This window comes from Micrococcus porci (genome assembly GCF_020097155.1).
Taxonomy (GTDB): Bacteria; Actinomycetota; Actinomycetes; order Actinomycetales; family Micrococcaceae; genus Micrococcus; species Micrococcus porci.
The window spans coordinates 2,198,430-2,217,159 of the sequence record NZ_CP083691.1 but is presented as its reverse complement, the minus strand read 5'-3'; the positions used below and the strand labels follow the sequence as shown (position 1 = coordinate 2,217,159).

The window sequence follows — 18,730 nt, the reverse complement described above, 5'->3', positions numbered from 1 at the left end:
TCAGTCCTGGCCCGGGGTCAGCCGGCGCAGGACCTCGTCGTGCAGCAGGCCGTTGGTGGCCAGGGCGTGCCCGCCGAAGGGGCCCTCCTCGCCGTCGAGGGAGGTGAACCGGCCACCGGCCTCCCGGACGATCGGCACGAGTGCGGCCATGTCGTGCAGCGCGAGCTCCGGTTCGGTGGCCACGTCCACGGCGCCCTCCGCCAGCAGCATGTAGGACCAGAAGTCGCCGAAGCCGCGCACCCGCCACACGTCCGAGGTGAGCTGCAGGAACTCCCGCACCGCCCCGCGCTCCCGCCACCCCTCGATCGAGGAGAAGGACAGGGACGCGTCCTCCACGCGGTCCACGTCGGAGACCTGGATCCGCTGGGCGCGCGTCAGGGACGTCCCCGCGAACGCGCCCTGGCCGGCCGCGGCCCACCAGCGCCGGTGCAGGGCGGGGGCGGAGACGACGCCGACCACCGGCTCGCCGTCGATCAGCAGCGCGATCAGGGTGGCCCACACGGGCACCCCGCGCACGAAGTTCTTGGTGCCGTCGATGGGGTCGACGACCCACTGGCGTCCGGTGCGGGAGAGGTTCCCGCCGAACTCCTCTCCGAGGATCAGGTCGCGCGCCCGAGCCCGGGACAGCGTGGACCGGATGGACTCCTCGGCCGCGCGGTCGGCGTCGGACACCGGGGTGAGGTCCGGCTTGGTGCTGACCTCGAGATCCTGGGCCTTGAAGCGGGACATGGTGATCGAGTCCACGTTGTCCGCGAGCATGTGCGCCAGGCGGAGGTCCTCCGTGAGGTCCCGTGCGGCGTTCCAAGTCTGGTCCATGTGTCCCACGCTATACCGCGGGCGGGCTCAGTCCTCGGAGGAGGCGGACCCGCCGGCCTCCGCCGTCGTGCGGTTGCCCAGCAGCCGCCGCAGCGACGCCAGCCGGGCCGGGCCGGCCTCACCCGCGTGGCCCTCCGCCACCCAGGCGTCGAGGCCGCAGCCGGGGGAGTCCGCCAGGTGGGTGCAGCCGCGCGGGCAGCCCTCCAGGCCGCCGGCGAGGTCTTCGAAGGCCTCCACCACGCGGTCCGGCTCCACCCAGCCCAGCCCGAAGGAGCGGATGCCGGGGGTGTCCACGACCCAGGTGTCCGGCACCGGCTCCCCGTCCGGGCCGGGCAGGGACATGGCCAGGGCGGAGGAGGAGGTGTGCCGGCCGCGGCCGGTCACGGCGTTCACGTGGCCGGTGGCGCGCCCGGCGCCCGTGAGGGCGTTGAGCAGCGTGGACTTGCCGACGCCCGAGGGGCCCACGAACGCCGCCGTGTGCCCGGCCAGGCGCTCGGCCACCCGCTCCACGAGCCCGTCGTCGAGGTCCGTGTCCCCGGACTCCGCCTCGAACCGGGAGGCGCCCGACGTCATGACCTCCAGGTCCAGGGCCTCGTAGTGGGCCACGAGCTCGGCCGGATCCCGCAGGTCCGTCTTGGTGATGAGCAGCACCGGGTGGATGCCGGCGTCGTAGCAGGCCACGAGCGCGCGGTCGATGAAGCCCGTGCGCGGCTCCGGGTTGGCCGCGGCCACCATCACCATCAGCGTGTCCGCGTTCGCGACGACGACGCGCTCCACCGCGTCCGAGTCGTCCGCCGAACGGCGCAGCACCGTGTCCCGCTCCTGCACCCGGACGATGCGGGCGAGCGAGCCCTCGTCCCCGGAGAGGTCGCCCACGACGTCCACCCGGTCGCCCGTGGCGATGGGGGTGCGGCGCAGCTCCCGCGCCCGCATCGCCGTGACGGGGGCGTGGGCCCGGCCGGGCAGCACCACCGTGTACCGGCCGCGGTCCACTGTGGTGACCAGGCCCGTCTGCGCGTCCTCGTGCTGGGGCCGCTGCTTGGTGCGGGGCCTGGTGCCCCGCTTCGACGGGCGCACGCGCACGTGGGACTCGTCCCAGGCCGAGGGGTCCAGACTCCGTCCCATCAGCGCACCTCGTCCCTCTCGGGCCGGTCGTGCGCGGGCTCCCCGCCCACGAGGGCCGTCCACAGCGCGGGGAAGTCCGGCAGCGTCTTGGCCGTGGTGGCCACGTCCTGCACGGCGGTGCCCGGCACCGCCAGCCCGACGACGGCGGCGAAGGTGGCCATCCGGTGGTCGTGGTAGGTGCGGGCCTCGGCCGGGCGCAGCGGTCCGGAGGAGTCCGAGCCGGGGAAGGCGAGGGCGTCCGCGGACTCCTCGACCCGCACCCCGAAGCGCCCGGCCTCCGCCGCGATCGCCGCGAGCCGGTCCGTCTCATGTCCGCGCAGGTGGCCGATCCCGGTCAGATGCGTGGGCCCCGACGCCAGGAGCGCCAGCGCGGCCGCGGTGGGGGCCAGCTCGGCGGTGCCCGCCAGCTCGCCCGCACCCGCGATGCGCGGCCGGCCCGCCTCGTCCACGCCGCCGCGCACCGTCAGGGTGCCCCGCGCGTCGTCGGTGGGATCCGGAGTGAAGGAGACCTCGGCGCCGAAGGCGGGAAGGATGCTGCGCCAGCGGTCGCCGATCTGGGTGGTTGCGGCCGGCCAGTCCGGCACGGAGACCTCTCCGCCCGTGACCGCGGCGGCCGCGAGGAAGGGTCCGGCGTTGGAGAGGTCCGGCTCCACCGCGGACTCGACGCCGGCGGGGGCGCCGGGGTGCACCCGCCACGCACCCTCCTCGAGGGTGTCCACGTGGACCCCGTGCTCGCGCAGGAACTGCACCGTCATCGCGACGTGCTCCGGGCTGGGCACCTGGGCACCCGTGTGCCGCAGCGTCAGCCCCGCCGGGCGGCGCGCGGCGGACAGCAGGAGGCCGGAGAGGAACTGCGAGGAGGCCGAGGAGTCGATCGCCGCCTCCGCCCCGAGCTCCTCGCCGGTCGTCAGGCGGACGGGCAGGAAGCCCTCCGCGCCGAGGAACTCGACGCGGGTGCCCGTCTGGGCCAGCCCGTCGAGGAGGGGCGCCATGGGGCGCACGCGGGCGCCGGCGTCCCCGTCCAGGACCACGGTGCCCGGACGGAGCGCGGCCACTGCGGGCACGAAGCGCATGACCGTGCCCGCCAGCCCGCAGTCGACCGCCACCGGCTCCTCCAAGGGCACGCCCACCGGCAGCGGCTGCACCACGACGGCGCCGTCCGCCCGGTCCTCGAACCGGGCCCCCAGCGCCGTGAGGGCGGTGCGCATCAGGTCGGTGTCCCGGGAGCGCAGGACGCCGTGCAGCACCGAGGGGCCGGCGGAGATCGCCGCGAGCACCAGGCACCGGTTGGTCAGCGACTTCGAGCCCGGCACGCGCACCGTCCCGCGCACCGGCCCGGCCGCGGCCGGCGCCGGCCACGGGTCCGGCCAGGCGGAGGCGGGCGTGCGCGACGCGGCGGAGGCGCAGGGCGGCGTCGTGGGGGAGGGGGCGGCGGGTCCAGGTGCGGTCACCCGTCCAGCCTACCGAGCGGCCCGACGCCGGACCGGGGCGTGGGCACGGGAATACCGCACGGGGGGCGGTGCGCTGTGCCCCGTGCGGGACGCACCGTCCCGCCGGCGGCCCCGAGGCCGCCGCCCGCGCACCGCTGCACCGGCGTCAGGAAGGAGCCCCCGCATGGCCGCGACCCTGCTGGAGCGCCCCGTCCTGACCGGGAGTCGGGGCGCCGCCGTAGACTGGCCTGCGATGAGCACCCAGAACAGCACCCCGGAGATCGCCCGGCCCGCGGACGCCCCCGCCCTGGACCTGCCGGGGATCGACGTCGACGCCGAGTCCGAGGCTCAGCGCCGCGCCCGCTTCGAGCGCGACGCCCTCGAGTTCGTCGACCAGCTCTACTCGGCCGCGATGCGCATGACCCGCAACCCGCAGGACGCGGAGGACCTGGTGCAGGAGGCATACACGAAGGCGTACTCCTCCTTCCACCAGTACCGGCCCGGCACCAACCTCAAGGCCTGGCTGTACCGCATCCTCACCAACACGTACATCAACCTGTACCGCAAGAAGCAGCGCCAGCCGCTGGAGGCGGACACCGACACGGTGGAGGACTGGCAGATGGCCCGCGCGGCCGAGCACACGTCCTCCGGCCTGCGCTCCGCCGAGACGGAGGCGCTCGACCACCTGCCGGACTCCGAGGTGAAGGACGCCCTCCAGGCGATCCCCGAGGAGTTCCGACTGGCCGTGTACTTCGCGGACGTCGAGGGCTACGCCTACAAGGAGATCGCCGAGATCCTCGACATCCCCATCGGCACCGTCATGTCCCGCCTGCACCGCGGCCGCAAGCAGCTGCGCGAGAGGCTCACGGACTACGCGGGCGAGCGCGGCATGGGCCCCAAGGGCCGGACGGCACAGGAGACGAGCACCCAGGAGGAGAAGCGATGAGCCAGGACGGCGACTGCCGCGGCTGCAACGACGGCGAGGACCGCCTCGAGCAGCTCTACCAGTACCTCGACGGCGCCCTCACCCCCGAGGACATCGACCAGGTCCGCGCGCACGTGGACCAGTGCCCCGACTGCCACCACCAGCAGGAGCTCGAGCTGATCATCCGCTCCGCCCTGCGCCGCTCCTGCCAGGAGAAGGCCCCCGCGCAGCTGCGCGCCACCATCATGACGCGCATCACCCAGGTCTCCACGACCACGGTGCGCCGCGCCGGCTGAGACGCCGCCCGGCCTCGCCGGGACATGACGAAGGGCCGGTCCTGGACGGACCGGCCCCTCGTCGTCGCGGGCTGTTCACCCGGCGCGTCGCCGCGCTGAGCTCACGCTCAGGTGTTGGGACGCTTGCCGTGGTTCGCGCCGCCCTTCTTGCGGTCGCGGCGCTTGCGGGCACGCTTGCTCATGGCGTCTCCTCTCCTCGGATAGCGGACGATGGTCGGTGAGTCATTCTGTCACATCAGGCCGTCGCCCCTGTGCCGACTCGGGCCGTGGGCCCGCGCGGCGTCAGGCCGTGGGCTCCGGGACGCCGAGCCACTGGTACCAGCCGCGGTGCAGCACCAGCCAGGCGATCAGCCCGTGGCCGGCCTGGCCCGGGACGCCGTCGCCGGCGGCCAGGTCCGCTCGCCACTGCTCATGGGTGCGCAGGGGCGTGAAGGCGTCCACGTACAGGTGGCCGCGGCGGGCCGCCACGTCCTGGTAGGCGGTGTTCAGGTCGGCCAGGCGGTCGTTGCGGGCCTCGTCCAGCGTCGGCACGGGGCCGACCACGAGGGCGGTGATCCCGCGCTGCGAGGCCGTGTCCAGGACGTTGGCCAGGTTCAGGCGGGAGCGGGCGCTCGAGGACGCCTCGAGGTCCAGGTCGGCGTCGGAGAGGGCCACCACGAGGCGGTTCTCCGCGGACTCGGAGAAGCGGCGCGAGGCCTCGCCCCACCAGCGCTCGTTGAGCTGCTCCGTGGTCTCGTGGGGCACGGCCAGCACGTAGTTCTCCAGCGTGACCTCCGGCGCGGCGGTGCGGGCCAGGACCCGCCCCCACCAGCCGATGGAGCGCGGGTCGCCCGCGCCGGCCAGGATGTGGTCGCCGACGGCGGCGATGCGGATCCGGCGGTTCTGCACGGTCAGTCCTTTCGGTCGATGCGCCCGCGGGCCCGCGACGTCGACGACGCCGCGGGCCCGCGGTCACGGGTGACGGATGCTCAGGCCCCGAAGGCCGTGTCCAGGAGCGTGGAGAGCTCCTCGTCGTGACGGCCCTTGGTGCCGGCCGACGTCGCGGCCAGGGCCGGACGCGAGACCAGCGTGACCTCGCGGTCCAGCTGGGGCAGCAGGTTGAGCGCCATGAAGGGCCACGGGCCCTGGTTGGCGGGCTCGTCCTGCACCCAGCGCACCTGGGCGCCCGGGTACTTGGCCAGCTCCGCGCGGATCTCCTCGGCGGGCAGCGGGTAGAGCTGCTCGACGCGGACGATCGCGGTGGAGGTGTCGCCCGACTTCTCGCGGCGGGCCAGCAGGTCGTAGTACAGGCGGCCGGAGACCAGGATCACGCGCTCGACCTGCGCGGCGTCCACGGAGGCGTCGCCGATGACCTTCCGGAAGCCGCCCTGGGTGAAGGCCTCCACGGGGTCGGCGGCCGCCTTCAGGCGCAGCAGCTGCTTGGGCGTGAACACGACCAGCGGGCGGCGCGGGCGGGAGTACGCCTGCTCGCGCAGCAGGTGGAAGTGGTTCGCACCGTGGGACGGGTTGACCACGCGCATGTTGTCCTCGGCGCACATCTGCAGGAAGCGCTCGATGCGGGCGGAGGAGTGGTCCGGGCCCTGGCCCTCGTAGCCGTGCGGCAGCAGCAGCACGACGGAGGAGTTCTGGGACCACTTCTGCTCGGCGGAGGAGATGAACTCGTCGATCATCGTCTGCGCGCCGTTGATGAAGTCGCCGAACTGGGCCTCCCACAGCACGAGCGCGTCAGAGCGCTCCACGGAGTAGCCGTACTCGAAGCCGAGCACCGCGTACTCCGACAGCAGCGAGTTGTAGACCCAGAACGGGGCCTCCGACTCGGAGAGGTGGTTCAGCGGGGTCCAGGTCTCGTCGGTCACGCGGTCGTGGAAGACCGAGTGGCGCTGCGTGAACGTGCCGCGCTGGGAGTCCTGGCCGGACAGGCGCACGGGCACGCCCTCCATGAGCAGCGAGCCGAAGGCCGCCAGCTCGGCGAAGCCCCAGTCGATGCCGCCGTCGACGGCCATCTTGGCGCGCTTCTCCAGGAGCTGCGAGAGCTTGGGGTGCACGGTGAAGTCCTCCGGGACCTCCAGGTGCACGTCGCCGATGCGGCGCAGCGTGTCCGGGGAGATCGCGGTGGTCGACGGCGCCGGGCGGGCGGCGTCGCGGTCGCGGGCCGGCTCCAGACCGGTGGTGGCCACCGCCTGGCCGGTCTCGGCGGCGTGGGTCTCCGCGAAGACGCGCTCCAGCTGCTGCTGGTAGTCCTTCAGCGCGGTGTCCGCCTCCTCCTGAGTGATGTCGCCGCGGCCCACGAGGGACTCGACGTACAGCTTGCGGGTGGAGCGCTTCTGCTCGATCAGCGTGTACATGCGCGGCTGGGTCATCGAGGGGTCGTCGCCCTCGTTGTGGCCGCGGCGGCGGTAGCACACCAGGTCGATGACGACGTCCTTGTGGAAGCGCTGGCGGTACTCGTAGGCCAGCCGGGCCACGCGCAGCACGGACTCCGGCTCGTCACCGTTCACGTGCAGGATCGGCGCCTGGATGGTCTTGGCGACGTCCGTGGCGTACACCGAGGAGCGGCCCTCGGCGGGGGAGGTGGTGAAGCCCACCTGGTTGTTCACGACCACGTGGATCGTGCCGCCGGTGCGGTAGCCGGGCAGCTGGGACAGGTTCAGGACCTCGGTCACCACGCCCTGGCCGGCGAACGCGGCGTCGCCGTGCACCAGGATCGGCAGCACGGGGAAGGCCGCGCCGGACTCGCCGGCGGCCTCCAGGCGGTCCTGCTTGGCGCGGGCGACGCCCTCGAGCACCGGGTCCACGGCCTCCAGGTGGGAGGGGTTCGCGGCGAGGTACACGCGGGTGGAGTTGCCGGCGTCGGAGACGAACGTGCCCTCCGTGCCCATGTGGTACTTCACGTCGCCGGAGCCGGAGGCGCCGCCGGGGGTGGCGCCCTCGAATTCGCGGAAGACCTGGGAGTAGGTCTTGCCCGCGATGTTGGTCAGCACGTTCAGCCGGCCGCGGTGCGCCATGCCGATCGCGACCTCGTCCAGGCCCTCGTCCGCGGCGTCGCCGAGGATGGAGTCGAGCAGCGGGATCAGGGACTCGCCGCCCTCCAGGGAGAAGCGCTTCTGGCCGATGTACTTGGTCTGCAGGAACGTCTCGAACGCCTCGGCGGCGTTGAGACGGCCCAGGATGCGCAGCTGCTCCTCGCGGCTGGGCTTCTCGTACGGGCGCTCCAGCTTGTCCTGGAACCAGGCGCGCTCAGCCGGGTTCTGGATGTGCATGTATTCGACGCCCACCGTGCGGCAGTACGCGTCGCGCAGCACGCCGAGGATCCTGCGCAGGGTCAGCGTGTCCGCGCCGCCGAAGCCGCCGGTGGGCCACTCGCGGTCCAGGTCCCAGAGGGTGAGCCCGTGCTCGCGGATGTCCAGGTCCGGGTGGGTGGGCATGCGGTACTCGAGCGGGTCCACGTTGGCCAGCAGGTGGCCGCGGTCCCGGTACGCGTGGATCAGCTGCTGGATGCGGGCGACCTTGCCGATCTGCTCCTCCGGGTTCACCTGCACGTCCTGGGCCCAGCGGACCGGCTCGTAGGGGATGCGCAGGTCGTGGAAGACGTCGTCGTAGAAGCCGTCCTCGCCGAGCAGGTAGCCGTGGATCAGCTTGAGGAACTCGCCGGAGCCGGCGCCCTGGATCACGCGGTGGTCGTACGTGGAGGTCAGGGTGATGGTCTTGGAGATCGCCAGGCTGTTCAGCGTGGACTCGGCGGCGCCCTGGAAGGCGGCCGGGTAGGTCAGCGCGCCCACGCCGATGATCGCGGCCTGGCCCTTGGAGAGGCGCGGCACGGAGTGCACGGTGCCGATGCCGCCCGGGTTGGTCAGGGAGACGGTGGTTCCCGCGTAGTCGTCCATCGTCAGCTTGTTGGCGCGGCCGCGCTTGACGAGGTCGTCGTAGGCCTCCCAGAACTGGCGGAAGCTCAGGGTCTCGGCGGCCTTGATGTTCGGGACGACGAGCGCGCGCGTGCCGTCCGGCTTGGGCAGGTCGATGGCCAGGCCGAAGTTCACATGCGCCGGCTCCACCATGGTGGGCTTGCCGTCGCGCTCCTCGTAGAGGGTGTTCATGGAGGGCATGGCCTTCAGCGCGCGCACCACGGCATAGCCGATCAGATGCGTGAAGGAGACCTTGCCGCCGCGGGTGCGGGCCAGGTGGCTGTTGATGACCGTGCGGTTGTCGATCAGCAGCTTGGCCGGCAGGTCGCGCACGGTGGTGGCCGTGGGCATGGACAGCGAGGCGTCCATGTTGGTGGCCACGGCCTTGGCCATGCCCTTGAGGACGGTGGCCTTGTCCTGCTTCTCGGAGGCGCCGGCGGCGGCGTCGCGGGCCGGCTCGGACGGCACGGCCTCGGAGACGGAGCGCTTGCGCTGGGCCGGGGCGGAGACGTCGGTGGGGCCGGACTTCTTGGCGGCCGCCTGCGGGTCGGCGGGGGTGGCCGCCCCCCTCTTGACGGCGGGCTTCACGGCCGGGGCCGGCTCGGCCGTGGCGGAGGAGGTCGCCTTGGGGGCGGCCGCGGCGGGCTCGGGCTGCGGCTGGGAGGCCTCGAGGCGGGCGAAGATCTGGGCCCACTGCCGGTCGACGGCGCCCTGGTCCTCCCGGTACTTCCGGTAGATCTGGGCGACGAGATCTTCGTTGCCCGGGAACTCCTGCGAGAGCCGATCGGACGTGAGTTCTGGCACTGTGAAACGCCTCTTCCTGAACCTTGGATGCTGATGGCCGACCGGAATCCAGGGGGTGCGGGGAAGCCGGTCGCTTCGGCGCGTCCGCGCACCGCCGGTCCCCGCGCGGGAACGGGCGCGAGAACGCCTCGGAACAGCATAGGCGCTCGCCCCGGGCCAGCGGCAGGGGCACGCGCCGCCCGGGCCCCGCCGGGCGCTCGACGTGACCGGCGCCACGGGCCTTTGAGAGCATGGCCCCATGCGCCTGATGCACGAGCCCGCCGTGGACCTGACCTACAACGACGTCTTCCTCGTCCCCTCGCACTCCGAGGTGGGCAGCCGCACGGCCGTGGACATCGCACCCGACGACGGGACCGTGGGATCCGTCCCGCTCGTCTCCGCCAACATGACCGCGGTGACCGGGCGGCGCATGGCCGAGACCCTGGCCCGGCGCGGGGGACTCGGCGTGCTGCCGCAGGACGTCCCCGTCGACGTCGTGGCGAAGACGGTGGCCGCCGTGAAGGCCGCCCACGCGGTGGCGGACACGGCGCTGACGGTGGACGCGCATGCCACCGTCCTCGACGTGCTCCACCTCGTGGACCGGCGCGCCCACGGCGCCGTCTGCGTGGTGGACGACGACGGCCGCCTCCTCGGCGTCGCCGGCGCCGAGGACTGCGGGGACGTGGACCGGTTCGCCTCCGTCGTCTCCGTGATGCGCACCCCCTCCGTCCTGCTGTCCCCGGCCGACCTCGAGGGCCCCGACGCGCCGCGCGCGGCCTTCGAGGTCCTCCACGCCGCCGGACGGCCGCTGGCTCCAGTGGTGGAGGACCCGGTCGCGGACCGCCCCGTGCTGCGCGGCGTCGTCACCGGCCAGGGCCTGGTGCGCTCCTCGCTGGCCGCCCCCGCCCTCGACGCGTCCGGCCGCCTCCAGGTCGGCGCCGCCCTCGGCGTGAACGGGGACGTCGGCTCCCGTGCGGCCGCCCTGCTCGCCGCCGGGGCCGACGTCCTCGTCGTGGACACCGCGCACGGCCATCAGCGGGTCATGCGCGACGCGCTGGCCGCCGTGCGCGCCCTCGACCCGGAGGTGCCCGTCGTGGCCGGCAACGTGGTCACCGCCGAGGGGGTGCGCGACCTCGTCGCGGCCGGCGCCGACGTCGTGAAGGTGGGCGTGGGCCCCGGCGCCATGTGCACCACCCGCATGCAGACCGCCGTGGGCCGTCCGCAGTTCTCGGCGGTGCTCGAGTGCGCCGCGGCCGCGCGCGAGGTCGGGGCCCGCGTCTGGGCCGACGGCGGCGTCAAGCACCCGCGGGACGTCGCCCTGGCGCTCGCGGCCGGCGCCAGCCAGGTGATGATCGGCTCCTGGTTCGCCGGGACCCTCGAGTCCCCGGGCGACCTCGTCCAGGGCTCCGACGGGCGCCGATACAAGGAGAGCTTCGGCATGGCCTCCGCCCGTGCCGTCGAGCACCGCACGCGGGACGAGGACGCGTTCAGCCGTGCGCGCAAGGCGATGTTCGAGGAGGGGATCTCCTCCTCGCGCATGTACGTGGACCCGCGGCGGCCCTCCGTGGAGGACCTCGTGGACGGGATCACGGCGGGCCTGCGCTCGTCGCTGACCTACGCCGGCGCGGCGAACCTGGCGCAGTTCCGCGAGCGGGCCGTGGTCGGCGTGCAGTCCGCGGCCGGCTACGAGGAGGGGCGCCCCGTCCCCGCGTCCTGGTGACCGCCCCGGGACGCTCGCCGACCCGGGTGCGCCGGGGCGGCCTTCGGTATGCTGGACGGACTATGGATCACCCTGACACTGCCGTGCCAGACCGCCCGTCCGCCCCCGCGGACGCGGCCGGATCGGAGCCCTCCAGTCCCCGCCCGTCCCGCGGTGCGCAGCGCCGCCGATCGGCCGCGGGGGGTGGGGTCCCGTGGAGTGGATCCTGCTGATCCTCGGCCTGCTGCTGGTCCTGGGGACCGGCTTCTTCGTGATGGTCGAGTTCTCCCTGATCGCGATCGACGCGCCCACCGTGCAGCGCATGGTCGACGACGGCGACCGCTCGTGGGAGCCGCTGCTGACGTGCCTGAAGTCCCTGTCCACCCAGCTCTCCGCCTGCCAGTTGGGCATCACGCTGACGACGTTGCTCACCGGCTACGTCATGGACCCGGCCATCAGCCGCCTGGTCGACCCCCTGATCCTCGCCGTCGGCCTCCCGCAGTCCGTCGCCGGGCCGGTGTCGCTCGTCGTTGCCATGGCCGCGGCCACGCTGCTGTCCATGCTGCTGGGCGAGCTGGTCCCGAAGAACATGGCCATCGCGGAGCCGCTGCGCCTCGGCCGGGCCCTGGCCCGCCCGCAGTTGGTGTTCGCCGCCGTGTTCAAGCCCGCGATCCTCGTGCTCAACGGATTCTCCAACGGGGTGCTGCACCGCATGGGGCTGGAGGCCAAGGAGGAGATCTCCGGCGCCCGCAGCCCGGAGGAGCTCTCCTCCCTGGTGCGCCGCTCCGCCCAGCTGGGCACCCTCGACGAGCAGACCGCCACGTTCCTGGACCGCACCCTCCGCTTCGCCGAGCGCACGGCGGCGGACGTGATGACCCCGCGCATCCGGATGGAGACCGTGGGCGAGGACGACGGGCTCCTGGACGTGGTCGAGCTCGCCCGCCGCTCCGGCTACTCGCGCTTCCCCGTGATCGGCGAGTCGCCCGACGACGTCCTCGGCGTCGTGCACGTGAAGAAGGCCGTGGCCGTGCCCATGGACCGCCGGGCGGACCTCACCGCCGGCGCCCTGATGACGGACGTGATCCGCGTCCCCGAGACCGTGCACCTGGACCAGCTGCTCGCCGAGCTGCGCGAGGCCAGCCTGCAGCTGGCCATCGTGGTCGACGAGTACGGGGGCACGGCAGGCGTCGTGACCCTGGAGGACGTCGTCGAGGAGATCGTCGGCGAGGTCTCCGACGAGCACGACCGCGTGACCCCCGGCGTCCTCCAGACCGCCTCCGGCCGCTGGTACCTGCCCGCCGAGCTGCGCCCGGACGAGGCGCACGCCCAGATCAAGGCCCTCGACGTCCCGGAGGACGGCGCCTACGAGACCATCGGCGGCTTCGTCATGGCCCGCCTGGGCCGGATCCCCGCCGTCGGCGACGTGGTGCCGCTCGACGTCGGCACCCTGACCGTGGAGCGCATGGACGGCCGCCGCGTCGACCGCGTGCGGTTCGACCCCCGCCCCGTGACCGAGGAGGCCCGCGCATGAGCCAGGACGTCGTCGGACTGCTGTGGCTGGCGGTGCTGCTGGCCGCCAACGCGTTCTTCGTGGCGGGCGAGTTCGCCGTCATGGGGGCGCGCCGCTCCCAGATCGAGCCCCGGGCCGAGGCCGGCTCACGACAGGCCCAGGTGGCCCTGTTCGCCATGGAGCACGTCTCCCAGATGCTCGCGGTGTGCCAGCTCGGCATCACCGTCTGCTCCCTGCTGATCCTCAACGTCTCCGAGCCCGCCCTCCACCATCTGCTCGCGGCGCCCATGGAGGCACTGGGTCTGCCACTGGCGGCCGCGGACGTCGTCGCGTTCGTGCTGGCGCTGCTGATCGTCACCTTCCTGCACGTGACGATGGGCGAGATGGTCCCCAAGAACGCCGCCGTCTCCTTCGCGGACCGCGCGGTGATGCTGCTGGCGCAGCCGCTGGTGTGGCTGTCCAAGCTCCTGCACCCGCTGATCGTGGTGCTCAACTGGGCCGCGAACACGGTGCTGCGCGCGTTCGGGATCGAGCCGAAGGACGAGGTCGCCTCCTCCTTCACCCTCGAGGAGGTGCAGACCATCGTGGCCGAGTCCACGCGGTCGGGGACGCTCGAGGACGAGTCCGGGGTGCTCCACTCGGCCCTGGAGTTCTCCTCCTACACGGCCGGGGACGTCATGGTCCCGATCGAGAAGGTCGTCAGCGTCCCCGAGGACGTCACGCCGCAGCAGTTCGAGTGGGCCGTGGGCCGCGTGGGGTACTCGCGCTTCGTCGTGGAGGACTCGCAGGGCGGCTACGCGGGCTACCTGCACCTCAAGGACGTGCTGGCCGGGGGCCCCTCCCGCTATGCCGACCCGGTGCCGGTGACGCGGGTGCGCTCCCTGGCCAACGTCCGGGTGGCCGACGAGGTCGAGGACGCCCTGGGTCTCATGCAGCGCACGGGCTCGCACCTGGCGCGCGTGATCTCCGAGGACGGGGCCACCGTGGGCGTGCTCTTCCTGGAGGACGTCCTCGAGGAGCTCGTGGGCGAGATCCACGACGTGACGCAGTCCCCGCGGCGCTTCCGCCCGACCACGGGCTCCCACGCGGCCCCCGAGCCGACGCGGATGCGGGACCTGCCCGCCCGGTGACGCCCTGGCCCCGACGACGCCGGCGCCCGCCCCCGTTCCGGGGCGGGCGTCGGCGCGTCCAGGCACGGAGCGGGTGCTATAGTGAGAATCTTTAGCAAGAAGCGCCGCCGACCGGGCGGCCCGCCCTCCCCGGAAGGACCGTCCCAGGTGTCCCGTTCGTCCCCCACTCCCCGTCTCGCAGCCCCCGCGGTGGTGGCCGCCCTCGGCGTGGCCCTCGCCGGCTGCTCCGTGGCGGACTCCAGCAGCCCGTCCGCCGCGGAGGAGGGGGCGGTGACGGCGTCGTCGTCGGCCGCGGGGCCCGTGGTGGCCGTGGCCACCACCACCCAGCTCGCGTCCGTGGCGGACCGCGTGGCCCGGTGCGGCGGCGGGTCCGTCGTCTCCGTGATGGGCCCGGGGGACGATCCCCACGACGTTGCGGCCTCCTCCGATCAGGTGGCGCAGATGGTGCACTCCGGCCTGGTGTTCACCAACGGACTGGGCCTGGAGGGCGGCATGGACTCCGCCCTGGACAACGCCCGCCAGGACGGGGCCGTGGTGGTCGAGGTGGCGCCGCGCCTGGACCCCCTGCCCTTCGGCGAGCACGACGCCGACCACGCGGGGCACGAGGGTGCGGACGCCCACGCCGGGCACGAGCACGGCTCCCAGGACCCGCACGTCTGGATGGACGTGGCCCGGATGGCCGCCGCCGCCCGGGTGGTGGGCGACGAGCTCGCCGCCGAGACCGGCGAGCAGAAGTACGCGGAGTGCGGCGCGACGGTGGAGGGTGAGCTGGAGGAGACCGACCGGCAGGTGCGGGAGATCCTGGCGGCCGTGCCCCAGGAGCGGCGTACGCTGGTCACCGACCACGACGCCTACGGCTACTTCTCCGCCGCCTACGGCTTCACGATCGAGGGCGTGGTGGTGCCGGGCGGTTCCACCGACGCGGAGCCCTCCTCCCGCGAGCTGGCCGCCCTCACGCAGCAGGTGAAGGACCACGGCGCCGCCGCGCTGCTCACCTCGACGGGCACCCCCAACGGGCTCGTCGAGACCGTCGCGAGGGAGGCCGGGGGACTGCCCGTCGTCCAGCTATACGAGGGCGGGGTCGGCCCGGTCGGCACCCCCGAGGCGGACTACGCCCAGGCCATGCTGCACAACGCCCGCACCCTCGCCGACGCCCTGAAGGGCTGACGCCCGCCCCGCCGCCGACGACGTCCAGAGAGGACACCACCCCGCCGTGGACTGGCTCATCGACCCCTTCCTTCTCGGCTTCCAGCAGCGCGCCCTGCTCGGCGGGCTGATCGCCGCCCTGATGTGCTCGGCGGTGGGCACGTGGCTCGTCCTGCGGGGCATGAGCTTCTTCGGCGACGCGTTCGTCCACGGCGTCCTGCCGGGCATCGCGCTGGCCGTGCTCCTCGGGGGCAGCCCCCACCTCGGGGCGGCGCTGGCCGCCGTCCTGATGATGGGCGGGATCTCCCTGGTGCACCGCACCACGACCCTCAAGGAGGACACCGCGATCGGTCTGCTCTTCGTGGGCATGATGGCCCTCGGCGTGGTGATCATCTCGCTCTCGAGCTCCTACACCGGATCGCTCACGGCCATCCTCTTCGGCGACGCCCTGGGCGTCACCCCGGAGAACCTGCTCGTGCAGGCGGCGATCGGCGTCGTGGTGGTGGTCCTCGCCCTGGTGCTCTACCGGCCGTTGCTGGCCCTGAGCTTCTCCGAGGCGAAGTCGCAGGCCCTGGGCATGCGTCCGCGCCTGACCCACACGCTGCTGCTGGTGCTGATCGGCGCCGCCGTGATCGGCTCCTTCCAGGCCGTGGGCACCGTGTTGGTCTTCGGCCTGCTGGTGGGCCCGCCCGCCACCGCCGCGCTGCTCACCCGCACCGTGCCGCAGATGATGGCGCTCTCCGCCGGGATCGGCGCGCTGTCCGTGGTCGCCGGCCTCGTGCTCAGCTACCACTGGGGGACCGCCGCCTCCGCGACCATGGCGCTGGTCCCGGTCGTCCTGTTCTTCGTGGTGCTGCTCGGACGGTCCGCCGTGCAGGCCGCCGCCGGACGACGCCGGCGCACACGGGGAGCCGCGTCCGCGCCCACCCCGGCCGGAGACGACGACGCCGAGAGCCGCCGCGAGACCGAGGGGAGCCCCGCCCGATGACCCGCACCGTCCCCACCGCTCCGACTCCGGGGGCTGGCGTCCTCGCCGAGGCCCGCGGCCTGGAGCTGCGCCGCGCCGCGCACGTGGCCGTCGCCCCGTCCGACCTGACCCTGCCCGCCGGGGTGCTGGTGGCCGTGATCGGCCCGAACGGCTCCGGAAAGTCCACGCTCCTGCACGCCCTGGCTGGCACCCTGGAGCCGGCCGCCGGCTCGCTCACGGTGCGGGGGGAGAGCCCCTCCCGGCACGCGCGCCGCACCGCGTTCGTCATGCAGACCATCCCGGTGCCCCAGGGCGTGCCCCTGACCGTGCGGGACGTGGTGCGCATGGGCCGGTACCCGCGCGTCGGCTGGTTCGGCCGCTTCGGGGCGGCGGACCGCGAGGCCGTGGACGCGGCCATGGAGCGCATGTCGGTCACCGACCTGGCCCGCCGCCACCTGGACGAGCTCTCCGGCGGCCAGCGGCAGCGCGTGTACGTGGCGCAGGCCCTGGCCCAGGAGCACGACGTGCTCATGCTCGACGAGCCCCTCACCGGCCTGGACCTCGTCTCCGCCCGCACCATCGACCGGCTCCTCCACGAGGAGCCCGCCCGCGGGGTCTCCGTGGTGCACACGACCCATGACCTCGACGAGGCGGCCGCCGCGGACTTCGTGGTGCTGATGAGCGGGCGGGTGGTGGCCGCGGGCACCCCGCGGCAGGTCCTCACGGAGGCGAACCTGGAGGCGGCCTACGGCCACGGCGTCCTGCACGGGCCCCGCCTGCCGTTCCTGGACGATCCGGTGGACGGCGTCCGCTGACGGCCGGCGCCCCCGGCTCGGGCCGGGAGCGGCGCGCGGCTCAGCCGCGGCCGGCGGCGCGGCACTCGGCGCACACGCCGGTGATCTCCACGGTGTGGTCCGGGTCGGAGAAGCCGTGCTCCGCGGCCATGCGGGCGGCCCACTCCTCGACGCCGGGCGCGGTCACCTCCACGGTGGTCCAGCAGACCCGGCACACCAGGTGGTGGTGGTGCCCCTCGGCCGCGCAGCGGCGGTACACGGACTCCCCGTCCTCGCGGCGGAGCATGTCCACCGTGCCCTCGTCGAGCCGCTGCTGGAGGGCGCGGTAGACGGTCGCCAGGGAGACGCGCTCGCCGGCGTCCCTGAGGCGCGCGTGCAGCTCCTGGGCGCTGACGAAGTCCTCGGCGGCGTCCAGGGCGCCGTCCACCGCCGCCTTCTGGCGGGTGCTGCGCCCGCGCGGTGCGGGGGCCTCGGACGGGCGGCCGGGGGTCTCGCTCACGCTGACGGGCTCCTTCCGCACCGCCTGCGGGCGGCGTCGCTGGACGGGGCGGGCCGCGGGCGCGGCGCCGGGACGGTGGATCCCCAGGCTACCAGCGGGCCCCGCGCGGGGCGGGGGCGGCACAGTAGGGTGTCCGTCGTGAAGGATTCAACCGAGGGCCGTCCCCCGTCTCCGGCTTCGTCGCCCGCGGCGGACGCCCCGACCGATCAGACGCCCCTGGCGGAGCTCGCCGAGGACGCCACGGCCCCCGACCCCGCGGCCGCCGAGCCGCCGTCCCTCGTGGACGTGGGCGTGCTCGCCGGATGGCTGGGCCTGACCCCCGCCGAGCCCGTGCCCGCCCCGCCGCCCGGGCCCGTCTTCGACCGGCGCGTCGACCCGGGCCGCGTGATCCTCCTCGACGTGCGCTACGCGGTGGCCGGCGCCGGCGGCTCGGGCCACGACGCCTACCTGCGCGGGCACCTGCCCGGGGCGGTGTTCGTCTCGCTGCCCAACCAGCTCGCCGGGCACGCCGGCCCCCGCCAGGGGCGGCACCCGCTGCCGGACCCCGTGCAGTTCGCGCACTCCCTGCGGATGTGGGGCATCGACGACGGCGACACCGTGGTGGTCTACGACGACGACCGCTCCCTGGCCGCCGCGCGGGCATGGTGGCTGCTGCGCCACGCGGGCCTGCGGGACTCCGTGCTCCTGGACGGCGGGCTCGGGGCCTGGCGGGCCGCCGGTCTGCCGCTGCAGCCGGGCGAGGTCATCCCGCAGCCCGGCTCCGTGCACCCCTCGTGGGGTCGCATGCCGGTGGTGGACACGGACGGCGCGGAGGCGATCGCCGCCGGCGGCCTCCTGCTCGACGCCCGCTCGGCCGAGCGCTACCGCGGCGAGGAGGAGCCCCTGGACCCGGTGGCCGGGCACATCCCCGGCGCCCGGTCCCTGCCCACCTCCGGCAACGTCGCCGCCGACGGGCGGCTGCTGGACCCCGCGGCGCTCGCCGCCCGCTTCGAGGACGCGGGCCTGTCCGACGAGGTCCCCGCGGCCGTGTATTGCGGCTCCGGGGTCACGGCGGCGCACCAGGTGCTCGCCCTGGCCGTCGCCGGACGCCACGGTGTGGCGCTGTACCCGGGTTCGTGGTCGGCTTGGATCCAGGACCCGGACCGCCCCGTGGCGACCGGCCCCCGGCCCGAGGGCGACTGACCCCGTCCCGGACGCCGACCAGCCCCACCGAGACCTCCAGGAGGACCCCATGGCCACCGTCTTCAGCCGGATCATCGCCGGCGAGCTGCCCGCCCGCTTCGTCTGGCAGGACGAGCAGTGCGTCGCGTTCCTCTCCCTCGGCCCGCTCGCGCAGGGCCACACGCTCGTCGTGCCCCGCGAGGAGGTCGACCAGTGGGTGGACGCCGACCCGGACCTCCTGGCCCACCTGACCCGCGTGGCGCAGGCGATCGGCCGCGTGCAGGTGCGCGCGTTCGGCGCCCAGCGGGCGGGACTGATGGTGGCCGGCTACGAGATCCCGCACCTGCACGTGCACGTGTGGCCCTCGAACTCCATGAACGACTACGACATGGCGCGCGTGGACAACGCCCCGGAGCCGGAGTCCCTCGACGAGGCCGCCGCCGCGATCCGGGCCGGCCTGCGCGAGGACGGGCACGGCGACGTCGTCCCCCAGGACTGATCAGGCCCCGGGACCGACCCTCCCGCACCACCGAGCCGTCCGGGCCCG

At 74.2% G+C, this 18,730-nt stretch carries 17 protein-coding genes; 10 read left to right on the top strand and 7 right to left on the bottom strand.

Translation table 11 applies throughout. The features are described from left to right. From hisN to aroA, 3 genes are read right to left on the bottom strand one after another with little or no spacing between them, the layout of a single operon-like run. Entirely contained in the window at window positions 1–816 is an 816-nt protein-coding gene (gene hisN / locus KW076_RS10435; RefSeq protein ID WP_224355271.1) for a histidinol-phosphatase, read from the bottom strand. A 27-nt stretch (window positions 817–843) separates the two neighbouring features. Next, window positions 844–1,941 (bottom strand): ribosome small subunit-dependent GTPase A, encoded by a 1,098-nt coding sequence (gene rsgA, locus KW076_RS10430; protein ID WP_224355270.1) that lies wholly within the window; start codon window positions 1,939–1,941, stop codon window positions 844–846. Then, entirely contained in the window at window positions 1,941–3,392 is a 1,452-nt protein-coding gene (gene aroA / locus KW076_RS10425; protein WP_434084323.1) for a 3-phosphoshikimate 1-carboxyvinyltransferase, read from the bottom strand. Before aroA ends, rsgA begins: the two co-directional genes overlap by 1 nt. 232 nt (window positions 3,393–3,624) lie before the next feature. On the opposite strand from aroA, the gene KW076_RS10420 reads away from it, so the two are divergent. Both KW076_RS10420 and rsrA read left to right on the top strand, forming a co-directional pair. Continuing rightward, entirely contained in the window at window positions 3,625–4,317 is a 693-nt protein-coding gene (locus KW076_RS10420) for a sigma-70 family RNA polymerase sigma factor (RefSeq protein WP_224355269.1), read from the top strand. Continuing rightward, window positions 4,314–4,592, top strand: coding sequence for a mycothiol system anti-sigma-R factor (rsrA, locus tag KW076_RS10415; protein WP_224355268.1), 279 nt, complete (start codon window positions 4,314–4,316; stop codon window positions 4,590–4,592). The genes KW076_RS10420 and rsrA overlap by 4 nt, the downstream gene beginning before the upstream one ends. A gap of 107 nt (window positions 4,593–4,699) precedes the next feature. On the opposite strand, the gene KW076_RS12715 is transcribed toward rsrA, so the two are convergent. From KW076_RS12715 to KW076_RS10405, 3 genes are all read right to left on the bottom strand, one after another. Continuing rightward, complete coding sequence (locus tag KW076_RS12715) at window positions 4,700–4,774, bottom strand: 50S ribosomal protein bL37 (RefSeq protein WP_370467464.1); 75 nt, start codon at window positions 4,772–4,774, stop codon at window positions 4,700–4,702. 100 nt (window positions 4,775–4,874) lie between these two features. Further along, on the bottom strand, window positions 4,875–5,480 hold the full coding sequence (locus KW076_RS10410; RefSeq protein WP_224355267.1) for a GDSL-type esterase/lipase family protein: 606 nt from the start codon (window positions 5,478–5,480) through the stop codon (window positions 4,875–4,877). A gap of 80 nt (window positions 5,481–5,560) precedes the next feature. Then, window positions 5,561–9,298, bottom strand: a complete 3,738-nt coding sequence (locus tag KW076_RS10405; protein WP_224355266.1) for a multifunctional oxoglutarate decarboxylase/oxoglutarate dehydrogenase thiamine pyrophosphate-binding subunit/dihydrolipoyllysine-residue succinyltransferase subunit — start codon at window positions 9,296–9,298, stop codon at window positions 5,561–5,563. A 238-nt stretch (window positions 9,299–9,536) separates the two neighbouring features. Here KW076_RS10405 and guaB1 point away from each other — a divergent pair, with 238 nt between their 5' ends. From guaB1 to KW076_RS10375, 6 genes are all read left to right on the top strand, one after another. After that, a complete protein-coding gene (gene guaB1 / locus KW076_RS10400; protein ID WP_224355265.1) occupies window positions 9,537–10,997 on the top strand; it encodes a GMP reductase in 1,461 nt (486 codons plus the stop codon). A 193-nt stretch (window positions 10,998–11,190) separates the two neighbouring features. Beyond that, window positions 11,191–12,507 carry a hemolysin family protein gene (locus KW076_RS10395; RefSeq protein ID WP_224355264.1) on the top strand — a complete coding sequence of 439 codons (1,317 nt, stop codon included), beginning with the start codon at window positions 11,191–11,193 and terminating at the stop codon, window positions 12,505–12,507. Then, window positions 12,504–13,616, top strand: a complete 1,113-nt coding sequence (locus KW076_RS10390) for a hemolysin family protein (protein ID WP_224355263.1) — start codon at window positions 12,504–12,506, stop codon at window positions 13,614–13,616. Before KW076_RS10395 ends, KW076_RS10390 begins: the two co-directional genes overlap by 4 nt. A 147-nt stretch (window positions 13,617–13,763) precedes the next feature. Next, on the top strand, window positions 13,764–14,783 hold the full coding sequence (locus KW076_RS10385; protein WP_224355262.1) for a metal ABC transporter substrate-binding protein: 1,020 nt from the start codon (window positions 13,764–13,766) through the stop codon (window positions 14,781–14,783). A 46-nt stretch (window positions 14,784–14,829) separates the two neighbouring features. Next, a complete protein-coding gene (aztB, locus tag KW076_RS10380; protein ID WP_224355261.1) occupies window positions 14,830–15,750 on the top strand; it encodes a zinc ABC transporter permease AztB in 921 nt (306 codons plus the stop codon). Further along, window positions 15,747–16,544 carry a metal ABC transporter ATP-binding protein gene (locus KW076_RS10375; protein WP_224355260.1) on the top strand — a complete coding sequence of 266 codons (798 nt, stop codon included), beginning with the start codon at window positions 15,747–15,749 and terminating at the stop codon, window positions 16,542–16,544. The genes aztB and KW076_RS10375 overlap by 4 nt, the downstream gene beginning before the upstream one ends. A gap of 40 nt (window positions 16,545–16,584) precedes the next feature. Here the strand turns inward: KW076_RS10375 and KW076_RS10370 are convergent, their stop codons facing one another. Further along, complete coding sequence (locus KW076_RS10370) at window positions 16,585–17,022, bottom strand: Fur family transcriptional regulator (RefSeq protein ID WP_224355259.1); 438 nt, start codon at window positions 17,020–17,022, stop codon at window positions 16,585–16,587. A 138-nt stretch (window positions 17,023–17,160) separates the two neighbouring features. On the opposite strand from KW076_RS10370, the gene KW076_RS10365 reads away from it, so the two are divergent. Both KW076_RS10365 and KW076_RS10360 read left to right on the top strand, forming a co-directional pair. Further along, on the top strand, window positions 17,161–18,204 hold the full coding sequence (locus tag KW076_RS10365; protein WP_224355258.1) for a sulfurtransferase: 1,044 nt from the start codon (window positions 17,161–17,163) through the stop codon (window positions 18,202–18,204). Window positions 18,205–18,253: 49 nt separating this feature from the next. Then, on the top strand, window positions 18,254–18,682 hold the full coding sequence (locus KW076_RS10360; protein WP_224355257.1) for an HIT family protein: 429 nt from the start codon (window positions 18,254–18,256) through the stop codon (window positions 18,680–18,682). Window positions 18,683–18,730: the final 48 nt, after the last annotated feature.

What these genes read in the sequence shown, in the direction of transcription:
- hisN (WP_224355271.1), bottom strand. Translation starts at nt 816, where the DNA reads ATGGACCAGACTTGGAACGCCGCACGGGACCTCACGGAGGACCTCCGC.
- KW076_RS10420 (WP_224355269.1), top strand. Translation starts at nt 3,625, where the DNA reads ATGAGCACCCAGAACAGCACCCCGGAGATCGCCCGGCCCGCGGACGCC.
- rsgA (WP_224355270.1), bottom strand. Translation starts at nt 1,941, where the DNA reads ATGGGACGGAGTCTGGACCCCTCGGCCTGGGACGAGTCCCACGTGCGC.
- guaB1 (WP_224355265.1), top strand. Translation starts at nt 9,537, where the DNA reads ATGCGCCTGATGCACGAGCCCGCCGTGGACCTGACCTACAACGACGTC.
- KW076_RS10375 (WP_224355260.1), top strand. Translation starts at nt 15,747, where the DNA reads ATGACCCGCACCGTCCCCACCGCTCCGACTCCGGGGGCTGGCGTCCTC.
- rsrA (WP_224355268.1), top strand. Translation starts at nt 4,314, where the DNA reads ATGAGCCAGGACGGCGACTGCCGCGGCTGCAACGACGGCGAGGACCGC.
- KW076_RS10390 (WP_224355263.1), top strand. Translation starts at nt 12,504, where the DNA reads ATGAGCCAGGACGTCGTCGGACTGCTGTGGCTGGCGGTGCTGCTGGCC.
- KW076_RS10360 (WP_224355257.1), top strand. Translation starts at nt 18,254, where the DNA reads ATGGCCACCGTCTTCAGCCGGATCATCGCCGGCGAGCTGCCCGCCCGC.